This window comes from Kribbella sp. NPDC050241, from assembly GCF_044459685.1.
Taxonomy (GTDB): domain Bacteria; phylum Actinomycetota; class Actinomycetes; order Propionibacteriales; family Kribbellaceae; genus Kribbella.
The window spans coordinates 24,660-40,553 of record NZ_JBITJE010000021.1; the positions used below are offsets into that span (position 1 = coordinate 24,660).

At 68.7% G+C, this 15,894-nt stretch carries 15 protein-coding genes; 12 read left to right on the forward strand and 3 right to left on the reverse strand.

Translation table 11 applies throughout. The features are described from left to right. Positions 1 to 30: 30 nt before the first annotated feature. Positions 31 to 1,047 (reverse strand): LacI family DNA-binding transcriptional regulator, encoded by a 1,017-nt coding sequence (locus tag ACIBG5_RS42735; protein WP_396397835.1) that lies wholly within the window; start codon positions 1,045 to 1,047, stop codon positions 31 to 33. 86 nt (positions 1,048 to 1,133) lie between these two features. On the opposite strand from ACIBG5_RS42735, the gene ACIBG5_RS42740 reads away from it, so the two are divergent. The 4 genes from ACIBG5_RS42740 to ACIBG5_RS42755 all read left to right on the forward strand — a co-directional run bounded on the left by ACIBG5_RS42740 (position 1,134) and on the right by ACIBG5_RS42755 (position 5,120). Further along, positions 1,134 to 2,429: an ABC transporter substrate-binding protein gene (locus ACIBG5_RS42740; protein ID WP_396397836.1), complete on the forward strand. Its 1,296-nt coding sequence runs from the start codon at positions 1,134 to 1,136 to the stop codon at positions 2,427 to 2,429. Next, a complete protein-coding gene (locus ACIBG5_RS42745) occupies positions 2,429 to 3,307 on the forward strand; it encodes a carbohydrate ABC transporter permease (RefSeq protein ID WP_396397837.1) in 879 nt (292 codons plus the stop codon). The genes ACIBG5_RS42740 and ACIBG5_RS42745 overlap by 1 nt, the downstream gene beginning before the upstream one ends. Then, positions 3,304 to 4,218: a carbohydrate ABC transporter permease gene (locus tag ACIBG5_RS42750; RefSeq protein WP_393396587.1), complete on the forward strand. Its 915-nt coding sequence runs from the start codon at positions 3,304 to 3,306 to the stop codon at positions 4,216 to 4,218. The genes ACIBG5_RS42745 and ACIBG5_RS42750 overlap by 4 nt, the downstream gene beginning before the upstream one ends. 128 nt (positions 4,219 to 4,346) lie before the next feature. Continuing rightward, positions 4,347 to 5,120: an LLM class F420-dependent oxidoreductase gene (locus tag ACIBG5_RS42755; protein ID WP_396397838.1), complete on the forward strand. Its 774-nt coding sequence runs from the start codon at positions 4,347 to 4,349 to the stop codon at positions 5,118 to 5,120. Positions 5,121 to 5,262: 142 nt separating this feature from the next. Here ACIBG5_RS42755 and ACIBG5_RS42760 read toward each other — a convergent pair whose 3' ends face one another. Then, positions 5,263 to 5,652, reverse strand: coding sequence for a DUF1844 domain-containing protein (locus tag ACIBG5_RS42760; RefSeq protein WP_396397839.1), 390 nt, complete (start codon positions 5,650 to 5,652; stop codon positions 5,263 to 5,265). 280 nt (positions 5,653 to 5,932) lie between these two features. Here ACIBG5_RS42760 and infC point away from each other — a divergent pair, with 280 nt between their 5' ends. The 4 genes from infC to ACIBG5_RS42780 all read left to right on the forward strand — a co-directional run bounded on the left by infC (position 5,933) and on the right by ACIBG5_RS42780 (position 8,265). Beyond that, positions 5,933 to 6,664, forward strand: a complete 732-nt coding sequence (gene infC / locus ACIBG5_RS42765; RefSeq protein ID WP_396397861.1) for a translation initiation factor IF-3 — start codon at positions 5,933 to 5,935, stop codon at positions 6,662 to 6,664. An 87-nt stretch (positions 6,665 to 6,751) separates the two neighbouring features. Further along, the gene (gene rpmI / locus ACIBG5_RS42770) at positions 6,752 to 6,946 is read left to right on the forward strand and encodes a 50S ribosomal protein L35 (RefSeq protein WP_131367115.1); all 195 of its coding nucleotides are present in this window, start codon (positions 6,752 to 6,754) and stop codon (positions 6,944 to 6,946) included. Positions 6,947 to 7,025: 79 nt separating this feature from the next. Continuing rightward, positions 7,026 to 7,418, forward strand: a complete 393-nt coding sequence (rplT, locus tag ACIBG5_RS42775; RefSeq protein WP_131367113.1) for a 50S ribosomal protein L20 — start codon at positions 7,026 to 7,028, stop codon at positions 7,416 to 7,418. Positions 7,419 to 7,446: 28 nt separating this feature from the next. After that, the gene (locus tag ACIBG5_RS42780; RefSeq protein ID WP_396397840.1) at positions 7,447 to 8,265 is read left to right on the forward strand and encodes a TrmH family RNA methyltransferase; all 819 of its coding nucleotides are present in this window, start codon (positions 7,447 to 7,449) and stop codon (positions 8,263 to 8,265) included. Here the strand turns inward: ACIBG5_RS42780 and ACIBG5_RS42785 are convergent. Then, complete coding sequence (locus ACIBG5_RS42785) at positions 8,255 to 8,956, reverse strand: TetR/AcrR family transcriptional regulator (RefSeq protein WP_396397841.1); 702 nt, start codon at positions 8,954 to 8,956, stop codon at positions 8,255 to 8,257. The genes ACIBG5_RS42780 and ACIBG5_RS42785 overlap by 11 nt on opposite strands. A 55-nt stretch (positions 8,957 to 9,011) precedes the next feature. On the opposite strand from ACIBG5_RS42785, the gene ACIBG5_RS42790 reads away from it, so the two are divergent. From ACIBG5_RS42790 to ACIBG5_RS42805, 4 genes are all read left to right on the forward strand, one after another. Then, positions 9,012 to 10,535, forward strand: a complete 1,524-nt coding sequence (locus ACIBG5_RS42790; RefSeq protein ID WP_396397842.1) for an MFS transporter — start codon at positions 9,012 to 9,014, stop codon at positions 10,533 to 10,535. Positions 10,536 to 10,661: 126 nt separating this feature from the next. Next, a complete protein-coding gene (pheS, locus tag ACIBG5_RS42795; RefSeq protein ID WP_396397843.1) occupies positions 10,662 to 11,771 on the forward strand; it encodes a phenylalanine--tRNA ligase subunit alpha in 1,110 nt (369 codons plus the stop codon). Beyond that, positions 11,771 to 14,311, forward strand: coding sequence for a phenylalanine--tRNA ligase subunit beta (locus ACIBG5_RS42800; RefSeq protein WP_396397844.1), 2,541 nt, complete (start codon positions 11,771 to 11,773; stop codon positions 14,309 to 14,311). Before pheS ends, ACIBG5_RS42800 begins: the two co-directional genes overlap by 1 nt. 4 nt (positions 14,312 to 14,315) lie before the next feature. Continuing rightward, entirely contained in the window at positions 14,316 to 15,866 is a 1,551-nt protein-coding gene (locus ACIBG5_RS42805; protein WP_396397845.1) for a gamma-glutamyltransferase, read from the forward strand. Positions 15,867 to 15,894 lie beyond the last annotated feature (28 nt).

A 15,894-nucleotide genomic window follows, 5' to 3' on the forward strand; every position in this document is an offset into this window, starting at 1 on the left:
GCTAAATCGGTTTAGGCTGTTGCGCCAAGTTTACGCCGGGGGAGCGGTGGACTCGCGGACGGTGAGGACCGGGTCGGCGGTGCGGCGGTTGATGATCCGGGTGGGATCCGCGATGACCTCGAGCAGTACCTCGGCCGCCTGCCGGCCGAACTCGAAGGTGTCGCGGGACAGCGCGGTCAGGGCGGGATGCATCAACTGGGTCAGGATCGAATCGTCGAAGGCCACGATGGACAGGTCGCCGGGCACCGAGACGCCCATCTCCATCGCCACCCCGAGGCCGGCCACCGCCATCACGTCGCTGTCGTAGACGATCGCGGTCGGCCGGCTCGCCTGGGACAGCAGCTTGCGGGTCGTCGCCGCGCCTTCGGCGTCACTGAAGTCCGTGGTCAGCGACGGCGCATCGACCAGGCCGAGCCGGGGCGCCGCGTCCCGGACGGCCTTGATCCGGCGCACGGTGTGCTGGAAGAGCGGCGTACCGGCGACGTGGGCGATCCGGCGATGACCGAGGGCGGCCAGGTACTCCACGATCGACAGCATCGCGTCCCGGTCGTCGGCCCAGACCGAGGCGAGCGCGCCCTTGCCGCCGCGTCCGCCGATCACCACGGCCGGCAGCTCGAGCGCCTTCAGCTCGTCGATCCGCGGGTCCTTGACCTTCAGGTCGACCAGGATCACGCCGTCGACCCGGTGCTCCGAGGACCACCGGCGGTACACCTCGATCTCGGTCGCGGTGTCCTCGACGATCAGCAACTGCAGCGAGATCGACTCCGCGGACAGGCCGGACTGCACGCCGGACAGCAGGTGCGCGAAGAACGGCTCCACGCCGAGCGTGCGGGCCGGCCGGGCGATCACCATCCCGACCGAGTCGACCCGGGACGCGCCGAGCGCCCGCGCCGCGCTGTGCGGCCGCCAGCTCATCTGTTCGGCGATCTTCAGGATCCGCTCCCGGGTCGCGTCGCTGACCCCCGGCCGCCCGTTCAGCGCGAACGACACCGCCCCCTTGGACACACCCGCGCGGATCGCGATGTCGGCGATCGTCGGTCTGGCCACGTGGTACCTCCCTCACCCTTGACAGCGGATTCTACGATCCCGGATAGTGCAGGAGCTATACCGGTTTATCAAACCCAGGAGAATCCATGCGTAGAGGTCGTCTGGCTCCGGTGGCAGCTCTTGCCGCCGCGGCTCTCACTCTGGCCGGTTGTGGCCTCGGCTCGTCCGGCGACTCCGGCAGTAGCGGCGCCAAACCGACCGTCGACGCCAATGCCCAGGTGACCGGCGAAGTGAGTTTCCAGACCTGGGCCCTGAAGCCGAAGTTCACGTCGTACGTCGAAGGTGTGATCAAGGCGTTCGAGGCGAAGTACCCGGGCACCAAGGTGACCTGGCTGGACCAGCCGGGCGACGGCTACGACAAGAAGGTGCTGAGCCAGGCGTCGGCCGGTCAGTTGCCGGACGTCACCAACCTCCCGCCGGACTTCGCGCTCTCGCTGGCCAAGCAGAACATGCTGCTCGACGTCGCGGCCGCCGACCCGAAGATCAAGGACGAGTACGTCGAGGGCGGCGTCCAGGCGTACCAGTACCAGGGCATGGACGGCACGTTCGGCTACCCGTGGTACCTGAACACCGACATCGACTACTGGAACGCGACCAAGTTCGCCGCGGCCGGGCTCGATGTGAAGAACCCGCCGAAGACCTTCGACGAACTGCTCGCGGCCGCCAAGGTGATGCACGACAAGACCGGCGGCAAGGAGTACCTGATGAGCCGGCTGCCCGGCATCGGTGACTTCACCAACGCCGGCGTGAAGATCCTGTCCGACGACGGCACGAAGTTCGTCTTCAACACCCCGGAGGCCGCCGCGCTGCTGGACAAGTACCGCGACGCCTATAAGGCCGGCTACCTGCCCCGCGACATCCTGACCCAGGAGTACCTCGGCAACTCCAAGCTCTTCACCCAGGGCAAGGTCGCCTGGACCACCGGCGGCGGCAACGCGATCCAGGACTTCCAGAAGGACAACCCGTCGCTGAAGGGCAAGGTCGTCCCATCGCCCGCGCTGGACACTCCGCCGCTGTACGTGCAGGGCCTGTCGGTGTCGGCCAAGACCAAGAACCAGGCGGCCGCGATCGCGCTGGCCCGCTTCGTCACCAACGCCGAGAACCAGGCCGCGTTCGCCAAGATCGTGAACATCTTCCCGTCGACCAAGGCGTCCGCGTCCGACCCGTACTTCTCGAAGAGTGACGGTACGCCGGAGAGCGACGCCAAGGTGCTCGCGTTCGAGTCGCTGGCCAAGGCGAAGGTGCTGCAGCCGCCGGTGATCAGCGGCGCGACCAACGACTTCATCGGTCAGCAGATCTCGCTCGCGATCGCCGGCAAGATGTCGTCGCAGGCGGCCCTCGACGCGGCGGTGGCGAAGGCCAACCAGCTTCTGACGCAGTAATGCGGTACAACCGTTGGTTCACCCCGTGGGTGCTGGTGATTCCAGCACTCGCGTGGTTGCTGGTGTTCAACCTGTGGCCGTCGATCAACACCGTCATCCTGTCGTTCACCAACGCCAGGCCGATCGGCGGCGGCACCTTCGTCGGGCTGAAGAACTTCGAGACCCTGTTGCACGACGAGCAACTGCGTTGGGCGTTGCTGAACAGCGTCATCTACATGGTGGTGTGCCTGCCGTTCCTGACCGTCTTCCCGCTGCTGCTCGCCGTACTGGTGGAGAAGAAGCTGCCCGGGATCACGTTCTTCCGGACTGCTTTCTACACGCCGGTGGTGGCCTCGGCCGTGGTGGTGGCGCTGATCTGGCAGTGGATCCTGGACGATCGTGGTCTGGTCAACGGACTGGCCGAGAAGCTCGGGGTCATCTCCGGTCCGTTGCCGTTCCTGTCCGACCAGTGGCTGTTGTTGCTCAGCGCAATCAGCCTGACGATCTGGAAGGGGCTCGGGTACTACATGATCATCTACCTGGCAGCCCTCGGGAACGTCGGGCGCGAGCTGCACGAGGCGGCCGCGGTCGACGGAGCGGGGCCGGTCCGCCGGTTCTTCTATGTGACGGTGCCGGGGGTGCGCGGGACGATGATCCTGATCTCGATCCTCATCTCGGTGTCGGCGCTGCGGGTGTTCTCGGAGTTGTTCATCCTCAGTGGTGGCAAGGGCGGTCCGGGTGGCCGGGACAACTCGGTCGTGATGCTGATCCAGCAGTACAGCCAAGGCTTCGAGGGCAACCTCGGGTACGCGTCGGCGCTGTCGATCGTGCTGTTCTTCGTCACCGTCGTACCGATGCTGGTGCTGGCCCGCCTGAACCGTCGAGGAGCGGACGCATGACCACAGTGACTGATCCGGTGCGGCCTGTGGTCAAGGAGTCTTCGGGTCCTCCGGCCGGCCGCCGTCGCGGGTCCTTCGGGTTCAACACCGTCTCGCCACGGGAGAAGGTGGTCCGGTACCTGCTGCTCGTGTTCGTGCTGCTGATCACGATCGGGCCGTTCCTGTGGCAGCTGTCCACGTCGCTGAAGGGATCCGGGGAGGACATCTACACCCGGATCCCGAAGCTGCTGCCGGCCCAGCCGACGTTCGACCACTACAAGGCCGTGACCGACACGATCCCGGTCTGGGACTACGCCCGGAACTCGCTGGTCGTCGCCGTACTCGTGGTCGGCGGCAACGTCCTCGGTGCGTCGCTGGCCGGCTTCGCGTTGTCCCGGCTGCAGTTCCGCGGCCGCAAGCTGGTGCTCGGGCTGTTCCTGGCCACGCTCGTACTGCCGGGTGAGGTCACGATCATCTCGCAGTACGTGACGGTGCGGGAGTTCGGGCTGGCGAACACGCTGTTCGGCGTCGCGCTGCCCGGCATGATCGGCGCGCTGAACGTGCTGCTGATGTACAACGCGTTCCGGTCGCTGCCGATCGAGGTCGATCACGCCGCGATCGTGGACGGCGCGAACGCGTGGCAGCGGTTCGTCTACATCGGGCTGCCGTCGGTGCGCGGAACCATCAGCGTGGTGGCGATCTTCGCGTTCATCGGTGCGTGGGACGACTTCCTCTGGCCGCTGATCGTGCTCACCGACCCGGACAAGTACACCCTGACCGTCGGACTGCAGTACCTGTCCGGCACCTTCAGCAACAACCCCCGCCTCATCGCCGCGGGCACGATGATCGCCTTCATCCCGATCGTGATCGTCTTCGCAACCCTCCAACGCTTCTTCTTCAAGGGCGTCGAAGAAGGCGCCGTCAAGGGCTGACCCTGGTCGCCCGGGCTCGCAAGGCTCAATTGGTCACGTTGTGCACGAGATCCGTACGGCGGCGGCTCCGGCGTACGGATCTCGTGTAGAAAGTCGGCGGGACGTAGCGCATCTGAGGGAGTACTTCCATGAGACCAGTCCGTATCGGTGCCCAGGTGGCACCGCAGCGCGCCGAGTACGGCGCGATCCGCCGGGCCGCCGCCGAGGTCGAGGACCTGGGCGCGGACATCCTGTTCACCTGGGACCACTTCTTCCCGCTGGGCAAGGTGGCCGAGGGCAAGCACTTCGAAGGCTGGACAATTCTCGCCGCGTGGGCCGAGCAGACCTCCCGGATCGGCCTCGGGGTTCTGGTCAGCTGCAACGCCTACCGCAATCCCGACCTGCTGGCGGACATGGCCAGGACCGTCGACCACATCAGTGGTGGGCGGGTCGTGGTCGGGATCGGTGCCGGCTTCAAGGAACGCGAGTTCCTCGAGTACGGGTACGAGTTCCCGTCCCCCGGGCGCCGGGTGGCCGGACTCGCCGAGGCCCTGCCGCGGATCGAGAAGCGTCTCGCCGCGCTCAACCCGCCGCCGATCGGCCGGATGCCGATCCTGATCGCCGGTGGTGGCGAGCAGAAGATGCTTCGCGTTGTGGCCCGGCACGCCGACATCTGGAACACCTTCGCCGAGGGCGAGGACCTGGTGCGAAAGCTCGGTCTGCTCGACCGGTACTGCGCCGAGATCGGCCGCGACCCATCGACGATCGAGCGGTCCGTCCATGTCGGCGGCGACCCGTGGCAGGTCGGCCCGCCCCTCCGTGAGCTCGGCGTCAGCCTGTTCACGGTCTCCACCAGCGGGCCCGACTACGACCTCGACACCACCCGCCGCTGGATCGCCTGGCGCGACGAGCAGAACGCCTGACATTGAGCATCGGCACGCGTGTCTGAGCGGATGCCGCCTCGCGGATCTGGGGGCCATCACAATGCGCGGTTCAGAGCGGTGTGCCGCGGGGGTGGTCGCGGCGGTGGGGATTGTGATGGCCCTGGGGTTCGGGCCCCGGCGGTCAGCGCCGGGCGGCGGTGGGGCGGACCTCGCCGGTGTACTTCTCGCCGGGGCCTTGGCCGGGGGCGTCGGGGATCGAGCTGGCTTCTTTGAAGGCGAGTTGCAGGGAGCGGAGGCCGTCGCGGAGGGGGGCGGCGTGGTGGTGGCCGAGGCTGGGGGCCGAGGCGTCGAGGAGGCCGGCCAGGGCGTCGATGAGGGAACGGGCCTCGTCGAGGTCCTTGTGGTCGGGGAGGTCTTCGGCGAGGCCGAGGTTGACGGCGGCGGCGCTCATCAGGTGGAGGGCAGCGGTCGAGATGATCTCCACGCTGGGTACGTCGGCGATGTCGCGCGATACCGTCGACAGCGGGTCGGGCGTGGGGCCGGACTGCGAAGTGGCACCTGAGTCGGTCATGCTGCTACTCTTACACGGCGACCGACCTGGTCCGATGGTGACCCCTGAGCGGAATACTCGGGGCGATCCAGAGGTTCAAGTCTAAGCGGAGGGCCACCTCCCACCCAGTCGATGAACAGTCGGCGGGTCCCGGTCACGCTGAGAGATTCTGGAGGACATCCGGAGAATCGAAGCAATCGTACGGCGTACCACCCGGAGGGGTTGGGGCGTCGTCGATCTGGGAATTGGGCCTTCGTGTGATCGCACGAGGGCCCTTTGTCGTTCCCGGGCTCCCGGCGCGATCACGAGGTGGCACACAAACGAGCACAACCCAGGAGGACCCATCACCATTGAACTGCGCGTCAACGAGCGCATCCGCGTTCCCGAGGTGCGACTGGTCGGACCGAACGGTGAGCAGGTAGGCATCGTCCGGATCGAGGACGCACTTCGGCTGGCACAGGAGGCAGACCTCGACCTGGTCGAGGTCGCTGCGACCGCCCGGCCTCCGGTCTGCAAGCTGATGGATTTCGGCAAGTACAAGTACGAGACCGCGCAGAAGGCGCGCGAGTCCCGCCGGAACCAGACCAACACGGTCATCAAAGAGATGAAGCTGCGGCCGAAGATCGACCCGCACGACTACGAGACCAAGAAGGGTCACGTCGTCCGGTTCCTGCGTGCCGGGGACAAGGTCAAGATCACCATCATGTTCCGCGGACGTGAGCAGTCCCGTCCCGAGCTCGGCTTCCGGCTGCTGCAGCGGCTGGCCGAGGACGTGAGCGAGCTCGGCTTCGTCGAGTCCTCGCCGCGCCAGGACGGCCGGAACATGATCATGGTGCTCGGACCGCACAAGAAGAAGTCCGAGGCGCGCGTGGACGTGGAAGCCGACAAGGCGAAGAAGCAGGCCGAGCGTGACGCCGAGCACGAAGCGGAGCGCGCCGAGCGTGCCGAGCAGGTTCAGGCCCACGAGGCCGAGCGCGCCGCCGGTTCCACGAAGAAGCCGAAGGGTCCGGCAGACAACCTCGACCCGGAGTGACGAGACGCTCCGGCCGCCCGTCGGGACTGCCGGAGCACCGTCCACCGAAGATCGAGTCAACGAAAGAAAATCAGGAGCAGAACAGCCATGCCGAAGATGAAGACCCACTCGGGGATGAAGAAGCGTGTCCGGGTCACGGGCTCAGGCAAGATCCGCCGCGAGCAGACCGGTATCCGCCACCTCGCCGAGGCGAAGTCGTCCAAGCGCAAGCGCCGTCTGAGCGGCACCGTCGAGGTCGCACCGTCGTACGCGAAGAAGGCCAAGAAGCTCCTCGGCATCTGAGCACCGCCCTTCCCCCCGAACATCCCCGCCGAGTGGGCCCAGTCCGTCTCCGGCGCAGAAATACAAGGAGTAACACCTCATGGCACGCGTGAAGCGGGCAGTCAACGCCCACAAGAAGCGCCGGGTCGTACTCGAGCAGGCCAGCGGTTACCGCGGCCAGCGCTCGCGGCTGTACCGCAAGGCCAAGGAGCAGGTCACCCACTCGCTCGTCTACGCCTACCGTGACCGCAAGGCGCGCAAGGGCGACTTCCGCAAGCTGTGGATCCAGCGGATCAACGCCGCGGTCCGGGCCGAGGACCTGACCTACAACCGGTTCATCCAGGGCCTGCGGCTGGCCGAGGTCGAGGTGGACCGCAAGATCCTCGCCGACCTGGCCGTCAACGACCCGGCCGCGTTCTCCGCGCTGGTGCAGGTGGCCAAGGCCGCCCTGCCGGCCGACGTGAACGCGCCGAAGAGCGACGCCGCGGCCTGATCCACCACCCTTCTCAAGTAGCACTCGAGTGGCGAGCCCTGGTCTGCTGACCGCACAGTCCGTGCGGATCAAGCAGGCCCGGCGGCTCGCCACACGTGCGTTCCGGCGCAAGTCCGGCCGGTTCCTGGTGGAGGGCCCGCAGGCAGTCCGCGAGGCGCTCGAGCACCGCGAACTCGTCCTCGAGGTGTACGCCGAACCGGACGTCGCCACCCGGCATCGCGATCTGCGCGACCTGGCCGGCGCCGCGGGCGTCGCGTGGTTCGAGGTCAACCGGGCCGCCATCGAAGCCCTCAGCGAGACGGTCACCTCGCAAGGCGTGGTCGCCGTCTGCTCGCTGGTGAACGTCCAGTTGGAGCTGGGACCCACCACGAAGCTGGTCGCGGCCGGCGTCCAGGTCCGTGACCCCGGCAACGTCGGCACCTTGATCCGTACGGCGGACGCAGCCGGAGCGGATGCCGTCGTACTGTCGTCGGAGTCCGTCGACCCGCACAACCCGAAGGCGGTCCGGGCCAGCGTCGGCAGCATCTTCCACGTGCCGATCACCACCGACGTCGACATCCACGAAGCCGTCAAAGCCTGGCGCGATCACGGCCTGCAAGTGCTGGCAGCCGACGGGTACGGCGCCAGCGACCTGGACAGCTGTATCGACGACGGCACGCTCGCCAAGCCCACCGTCTGGCTGTTCGGCAACGAGGCGCACGGACTACCCGACGGGTTCGACGCGATCGTCGACCGCTCGGTGAAGGTCCCGATCTACGGCCGGGCCGAGTCGCTCAACCTCGCCACCGCCGCGGCCGTCTGCCTCTACGCCTCGGCCCGCGCCCAGCGGCGTACCGCTACTTCGTAACGCGGGTCGCGAGGCCGTCGAGGAGAGCGTCGAGGCCGAAGACGAAGTTCTCGGTGAGGCTGGAGTCGAGACCGAGCGAGGTCCGCCGGCGGACCGACTTCTGCATCTCCGGATACTCACTGGCCACCGTCTGGGCCTGTTCCAGCATCTCGCTGACCCAGGTCTCCTCGGACCTGCCGGACTTGCGGACCATCTCTCGGGTGGCGACCTCGGCGTTGACCGTGCCGAGGACGTACGACATCACGCTGCTCATCGCCAGGTCGATCTCGTGGTCGGCGAAGCCGCCCGCCTCGAACAGCACCAGGCCGCGGGACCCGAGCGACATCGCGTTCGGGCCGAGGCTCGGCCGGGTGTACATCACCTCGGGCAGCCACGGGTGCCGCAGCACCGCGGACCGCAGGCTGTGCCCGAACAGCAGCGCCCCGCTCCGCCACCCGGCCAGCTCCGGCTCGGGGACGTCGATCTCGCCCCACACCTCGTCGATGAGCAGGTCGACCAGGTCGTCCTTGGTCGGCACGTGCCAGTACAGGCTGGTCGCGCCGGCATCGAGCCTCGCGGCCAGCTTGCGCATGCTCAGCCCGGTCACGCCTTCGGAGTCCAGGATCGCCATGGCGGTCTTCACGATCTGCTCCCGGCTGAGCGTCTCGCGCGGCGGTGCCTTGCGTTCCCGGGTCCAGATCGGCTCCTTCATGTGGCCATCCTACGCAGGACTCGCACACCGTACGAGCTTGTCGTACAGTGTGCGAGTGACTAGTACACCGTTCGAGTCCACCGCGACCGGTCATCCGCGACGTTGGTGGATCCTGATGATCCTCTGCTTGTGCCTGCTGGTGCTCGTCGTCGACAACACCGTGCTCAACCTGGCGATCCCCTCGCTGATGCGGGATCTCGAGGCGACACCGGCGGACATCCAATGGGTGATCGACGCCTACATCCTGGCGTTCGCCGGCCTGCTGCTGACCGCGGGCAGCCTGTCCGACCGGTTCGGCCGGCGGAAGATGCTGCTGCTCGGCCTCGCACTGTTCGGCGCGGCGTCGGTCCTGGCCACGCTGGCCGAGACGCCGTGGCAGCTGATCGCCTGCCGCGGGCTGATGGGTGTCGGCGGGGCGCTGTTGATGCCGAGCACGCTGTCGCTGCTGTTCACGGTGTTCCCGCCGCAGGAGCAGCGCAAGGCGATGGCCGGCTGGTCGATGGTCGCGATGGTCGGTGTGGTCGCCGGTCCGACGGTCGGCGGCGTGCTGCTGAACCACTTCTGGTGGGGCTCGATCTTCCTGCTGAACGTGCCGATCGCGATCCTGGCGATCATCGGCACCGTCGCTCTGATCCCCGAGTCGCGCGGACCGGCCCGGGACGTCGACCCGGCCGGTGCGGTGCTGTCGATCATCGGCATGGCCGCCGTCGTCTGGGCGATCATCTCGATCCCGGCCGACGGGATCGGCTCGGCGAAGGTGCTGGGTGGGCTGGCGGTCGGTGTGATCGGTCTGGCCGGGTTCGCGCTGTGGGAGAAGCGAAGTGAGCACCCGATGGTGCCGCTCGCGCTCTTCCGGGACCGCAACTTCAGTGGCACGAGCTTCTCGATCGTGCTGTTGTCCTTCACCGCCGGCGGACTGCTGCTCGCGCTGACGCAGTACCTGCAATTCGTCCTCGGCTACTCCCCACTGAAGGCCGGCCTCGCGCTGATCCCGTACGCCGTTGCGGCCACGGTGTTCAACGGTCTCGGGGCGACCCTGGGCAAGAAGCTGGCGGACCGGACGCTGATCGTGATCGGTCTGGCGGTCATCGCCGGGAGCTTCGGCATCCTCACCCAGGTGTCCGACTCGACCGGTTACGGTCTGCTGATCGTCGGGCTGCTGGTCATGGGTGTCGGCGGTGGCCTGGCAGGACCCGCGGCGTACACGCTGCTGATGTCGGCGGTCCCGGCGGATCACCGCGGCGTCGGTTCGGCCATGAACGACACGGTCCAGCAGACCGGTGCCGCGCTGTCGGTCGCCGTACTGGGCAGTGTCCTGGCGGCCGCCTACTCGTCGTCCCTCCCGGACTCGGTCCCGGAGCAGGCCCGAACGTCGATCGCGGACACGATCGCGCTCGGCCCGGACTTCCTGGACGCCGCACGCACCGCCTTCACCAAGGCCATGTCGATCTCGATGACTGTCGGCTGGATCGGCGCCCTGGCCGGTGCCGTCGTCGCGTTGCTTGCTCTGCCCAAGCGCCGGAGTGACAACGCGCCTGAGGAGCCGGTGCCGGCAGCGACCGCGGACACACCGTCCTGATCCCGATACCCCGCCCCGGCGCTCCAGCGCCGGGGCGGGTCGCCGCTGGATGGACAGCCGATTCACGCTTGGCGGGTCAAGGTTCCTAGACTGCAATCCGCAGAAGTTCCGAATCGAGAGCGAGCCATGTCCGGTCCCAACACTGATTACGACCCGGTCGAAGTGACGCCGTTGCACGCCGAAGAGGTGGAGCGGACTCGCGACGAGGCGCTGAAGGCCTTTACCGAGGCGGCCGATCTGGCCGCCCTGCAGGACGCGAAGGGCACGCATCTCGGAGAGAAGTCGCCGATCGCGCTCGCCAACCGGGAGATCGGCGCGCTGCCGCCGCAGGCCCGCAAGGAGGCCGGGCAGCGGATCGGTGCGGCCCGGAAGGCGATCAACGAGGCCTTCGCCGGCCGGCTCGCCGTACTGGAGGCCGAGCACGAGGAGCGGATGCTCGCCACCGAGCGGGTCGACGCGACGCTGCCCTGGCACACCCCGGAGCTCGGCGCCCGGCACCCGTTGTCGCTGATCTCGGAGCAGGTCGCCGACGTGTTCACGTCGCTCGGCTGGGACGTCGCCGAAGGCCCCGAGGTCGAGGCCGAGTGGCTGAACTTCGACGCACTGAACTTCCAGCCCGACCACCCGGCCCGGCAGATGCAGGACACCTTCTTCGTCGAGCCGGCCGGATCGGGCAAGGTGCTGCGGACCCACACGTCCCCGGTGCAGGCTCGGTCGATGCTGACCCGCAAGCCGCCGATCTACGTGATCTGCCCGGGCCGCGTGTTCCGCACCGACGAGCTGGACGCGACGCACACGCCGGTCTTCTACCAGGTCGAGGGCCTGGTGGTGGACGAGGGCATCACGCTCGCGCACCTGAAGGGCACGCTCGACCACTTCGTCGTCTCGATGTTCGGCGAGGGACTGGAGGCCCGGCTGCGGCCGAACTTCTTCCCGTTCACCGAGCCGTCGGCCGAGGTGGACCTGAAGTGCTTCGTCTGCCGCGGCGCGTCCGTCGGCAACCCGGACCGCCCGTGCCGCACCTGTGGCAGCGAGGGCTGGATCGAGTGGGGCGGCTGCGGCGTGGTGAACCCGCGCGTCCTGCAGGCCTGCGGCATCGACACCGACCGGTACTCCGGTTTCGCGTTCGGGATGGGCCTGGAGCGGACGCTGATGTTCCGCAACGGGGTCGAGGACATGCGGGACATGGTCGAGGGCGACGTGCGGTTCAGCCGCCAGTTCGGGATGGAGATCTGATGCGGGTCCCACTGTCATGGCTTCGTGAGTACGTCGACCTCCCGGCCGAGGTCACCGGCCGGGAGGTCGGGGAGAAGCTGATCCGGGCCGGCCTCGAGGTCGAGACCGTCGAGGAGTCGGACCTGACCGGGCCACTGGTCGTCGGCAAGGTGCTGACGTACGAGGACGAGCCGCAGAAGAACGGCAAGACGATCCGCTGGTGCTCGCTCGACATCGGCAAGGACGAGCCACAGTGGGTCGTCTGCGGTGCGAACAACTTCGAGGTCGGCGACCTGGTGGTCGTCGTACTGCCGGGTGCGGTGCTGCCGGGCGGGTTCGCGATCTCCGCGCGGAAGACGTACGGCCATGTCTCCAGCGGCATGATCTGCTCCAGCTCGGAGCTCGGTCTCGGTGACGACGGCACGCACGGCATCGTCGTCCTGGAGCCGGGTGAGGCCGTGCCGGGTGACGACGCGATCGAGTTGCTGGCCCTGCGCGACGACGTACTCGACATCGCGGTCACGCCGGACCGGGGCTACTGCCTGTCCATCCGTGGCGTCGCGCGCGAGGCGGCCACGGCGTACGGCGTGGAGCTCAAGGATCCGGCCGGTCTCACGCTGACCGGCTCGGGACAGGGCGGCTACCCGGTGCGGGTGGACGACGCCGAGGCGTGCAGCGTGTTCGTCGCTCGCACGGTGACCGGTATCGACCCGACGGCGCTGTCGCCGCGCTGGATGCAGAAGCGGCTGCTCGCGTCCGGGATGCGGCCGATCTCGATCGGCGTCGACATCACCAACTACGTGATGCTCGAGCTCGGTCAGCCGATCCACGGCTACGACAAGGCCCGGCTGAGCGGCGAGATCGTCGTACGCCGGGCGACCGCCGGCGAGAAGCTGATGACGCTGGACGACCAGACCCGTGAGCTGGACGCCGAGGACCTGCTGATCACCGACGACTCCGGCCCGATCGGCGTCGCCGGGGTGATGGGTGGTGCGTCCACCGAGATCTCCGACGCCACCACCGATGTGGTGATCGAGGCCGCGCACTTCCACCCGATCGTGATCGCCCGCGCGTCGCGACGGCACAAGCTGTCGTCCGAGGCGTCCCGCCGGTTCGAGCGCGAGGTCGATCCGCTGCTGCCGCGGTACGCCGCCCAGCGCGTCGCCGATCTGCTCGCCGACCTGGCCGGCGGCACGATCGAGGCCGACGAGACCGTCGTCGACACGCACGCACTCCCGGAGCCGACCACCATCCGCGCCGACCACTCGGCCCGGGTGGCCGGAGCCCCGATCACCATCGAGGAAACCCTGCGCCACCTGCGCTCGGTCGGCTGCACTGTCGAGCCGGCCCCTGCAGATGCCGTGCCGGCTCCGCTTGCGGCGGGAGTGCACGCCCCGGCGATCGAGAAGGCCGGGGACGACTTGTTGAGTGTGACGCCGCCGTCGTGGCGCCCGGATCTGCATGATCCGAACGACTTCGCCGAGGAAGTCATCCGCCTGTTCGGCTACGACAACGTCCCGTCGATCCTGCCGCCCGCTCCGGGCGGTCAGGGCCTGACTGTGGCGCAGCGCCGTCGCCGCCGGGTCGCCACCGCGCTGGTCGGTGCCGGCCTCACCGAGGTCGTGTCCTACCCGTTCACCGGTGCGGCGGACTTCGACGCGATGGGTCTGCCCGCCGACGACCCACGTCGTACGACGGTCAAGCTGGTCAACCCGATATCCGACGAAGAGCCGTCGATGCAGACCATGCTGCTGGCGACGCTGCTGCGGACCGCCGAGCGCAACGTCGGCCGTGGCGCCACCGACCTGGCCGTCTTCCAGACCGGTCTGGTGTTCCTGCCGAAGCGCGAGTCGAAGCCGGCGCCGCTGCTGCCGGTCGAGCATCGCCCGAGCGACGCCGAGATCCAGACCCTGAACGACGCGCTCCCGGACCAGCCGCTGCACGTCGGTGTCGTGCTGACCGGTTCGCGGACGCCGACGGGTTGGTGGGGGAAGGGTCAGCCGGTGGGCTGGGCCGACGCCGTGCAGCTCGCCCGGACCATCGCAGCGGCCGTCGGTGTCGAGCCGAAGGTGCGCAACGGCGAGCAGGCACCGTGGCACCCGGGCCGGTGCGCGGAGTTCTCCGTCGATGGCAAGGTCGTCGGTCATGCCGGTGAGCTGCATCCGAAGGTGTGCCAGGCATTCGGGCTGCCCGCGCGGTCGAGTGCGGTCGAGCTCGACCTCGAGGCCCTGATCACGGCCGGCCCGTCGTCGATCGCGGCGCATCCGTTCTCGTCGTACCCGGTGGCCAAGGAGGACGTGGCGCTGATCGTCCCGGCCGACGTGGCCGCGGCGGAGGTCGAGGCGGCGCTGGTCGAGGGCGCCGGCGAGTTGCTGGAGTCGGTCCGGCTGTTCGACCTGTACACCGGCGAGCAGATCGGCGAGGGCAAGAAGTCGCTCGCGTTCGCGCTGCGCTTCCGGGCGGCGGACCGGACGCTGAAGGAGAACGAGGTGGCCGACGCGCGGCAGGCCGCGGTCCAGGTCGTCGTCGATCGCTTCGGCGCCGTCCAGCGGGTCGGCTAGTCATATGGCCGGGCGGGGGCACCCGCGGGTGGCGGTCGCCGCGCCCAACCTGGCGGCGGCCGAGGCAGGGGTCCGGGTCGCAGCCGAAGGTGGCAACGCGGTGGATGCCGCGATCGCGGCCACCCTGGTGACGATGGTGAACGAGATCGGCGTGGTCTCGCCGGCCTCGGGCGGCTTCGTCACCCTGCAGGTCGCCGGCGGCGATGCCGTCACCATCGACGGCTGGGTGGAGATGCCCGGCCGCGGTCTGCCCGCCGAGCGGTTCGGCCAGGGCGTCTGGGACGTCACCACCGACTACGGCGGCGGGACGACGACCACCGTCGGCCACGGGTCGGTCGCAACCCCCGGCGGGATGAAGGCACTCGACCTGGCCCATCGGCGCTCCGGCAAGGCGCCCTGGCGTGAGGTCGTCCAGCCCGCGATCGATGTCGCCCGCGACGGGTTCCCGCTGAGCCGGACCTCGGGCTACTACCTCGGCTTCACCCACGAGATCATCTTCGGCTGGCACCACCCGAGCCATCGGGTCGTGCACGAGGAAGACGGTTCGGTGATCAAGGCCGGCACCACGTTGGTGATCCCCGAGCTGGCCGAAGCGCTCGAACTGATCGCCCGCGACGGCGCCGAGACCATGTACACCGGTGAGCTCGCCCAGCTGCTGATCCACGACATGGCCGAGAACGACGGCATCCTGACCGCCGAGGACCTGGCGGCGTACGAGGCCGTCGTACGTCCAGCGCTGATGGTCCGGCAGAACGGGTGGCGGCTGGCGACCAACCCGCCGCCGGCCGTCGGGGGAGTCGCAGTCGCCGCGATGCTCGCGCTGCTGGACGGCGTACCCGCGGACGGCAGCTGGAACCAGTCCGAGCTCGAGCGGCTCGTCGAGGTGCAGCACGCCGTACTCGGGCAACGGCTCGCAGAGCTCGACGGGGAGGACCTGCGGCAGCTGGAGAGCAAGAAGCTGCTGGACCTCGCCGCGGCTGGTGACCTGCGTGCACTGAGCTCACCCAGTACGGCGACCGTCTCGGTGGTCGACGACGAAGGCGATGCCTGCGCGATCACGGTCTCGTCCGGCTACGGATCGGGCGTACTGACCCCGGGCACCGGTATCTGGCTGAACAACGCGCTCGGTGAGCAGGAGCTGCTGCATGGCGGACCGCACAGCCTGGCGCCCGGGACACGGCTGACCTCCAACATGGCGCCGAGCGTGGCCCGCCGCGACAGCGACGGTGCGGTGCTCGCGATCAGCTCACCCGGATCGGACCGGATCCCGACCGCGCTGGCGCAGGTGTACGCGCTCTACACGCACGGCGGCCTGCCGCTGGCCGACGCGGTCGAGCATCCGCGGCTGCACGTGCGGGTCCGGCAGGACGTGGTGGTCGACTACGAGGACGACCTCCCGGTGTCCGGCACGACCTCGCTGCCGACCCGGCCGATGCCGCCGCACTCGATGTACTTCGGCGGTGTCGCGGCCGCGTTCTGGGATCCGGCCGACGGGCTGGTCGCGGTCGGCGATCCGCGGCGGGCCGGCGGGGTCGCCATCTCGCCGCCGCCCTGATCGCGTCATGAGTAAGGTCATCCCTTCG

What these genes read in the sequence shown, in the direction of transcription:
- ACIBG5_RS42740 (WP_396397836.1), top strand. Translation starts at nt 1,134, where the DNA reads ATGCGTAGAGGTCGTCTGGCTCCGGTGGCAGCTCTTGCCGCCGCGGCT.
- ACIBG5_RS42745 (WP_396397837.1), top strand. Translation starts at nt 2,429, where the DNA reads ATGCGGTACAACCGTTGGTTCACCCCGTGGGTGCTGGTGATTCCAGCA.
- ACIBG5_RS42750 (WP_393396587.1), top strand. Translation starts at nt 3,304, where the DNA reads ATGACCACAGTGACTGATCCGGTGCGGCCTGTGGTCAAGGAGTCTTCG.
- ACIBG5_RS42755 (WP_396397838.1), top strand. Translation starts at nt 4,347, where the DNA reads ATGAGACCAGTCCGTATCGGTGCCCAGGTGGCACCGCAGCGCGCCGAG.
- ACIBG5_RS42760 (WP_396397839.1), bottom strand. Translation starts at nt 5,652, where the DNA reads ATGACCGACTCAGGTGCCACTTCGCAGTCCGGCCCCACGCCCGACCCG.
- rpmI (WP_131367115.1), top strand. Translation starts at nt 6,752, where the DNA reads ATGCCGAAGATGAAGACCCACTCGGGGATGAAGAAGCGTGTCCGGGTC.
- rplT (WP_131367113.1), top strand. Translation starts at nt 7,026, where the DNA reads ATGGCACGCGTGAAGCGGGCAGTCAACGCCCACAAGAAGCGCCGGGTC.
- ACIBG5_RS42785 (WP_396397841.1), bottom strand. Translation starts at nt 8,956, where the DNA reads ATGAAGGAGCCGATCTGGACCCGGGAACGCAAGGCACCGCCGCGCGAG.
- pheS (WP_396397843.1), top strand. Translation starts at nt 10,662, where the DNA reads ATGTCCGGTCCCAACACTGATTACGACCCGGTCGAAGTGACGCCGTTG.
- ACIBG5_RS42800 (WP_396397844.1), top strand. Translation starts at nt 11,771, where the DNA reads ATGCGGGTCCCACTGTCATGGCTTCGTGAGTACGTCGACCTCCCGGCC.
- ACIBG5_RS42805 (WP_396397845.1), top strand. Translation starts at nt 14,316, where the DNA reads ATGGCCGGGCGGGGGCACCCGCGGGTGGCGGTCGCCGCGCCCAACCTG.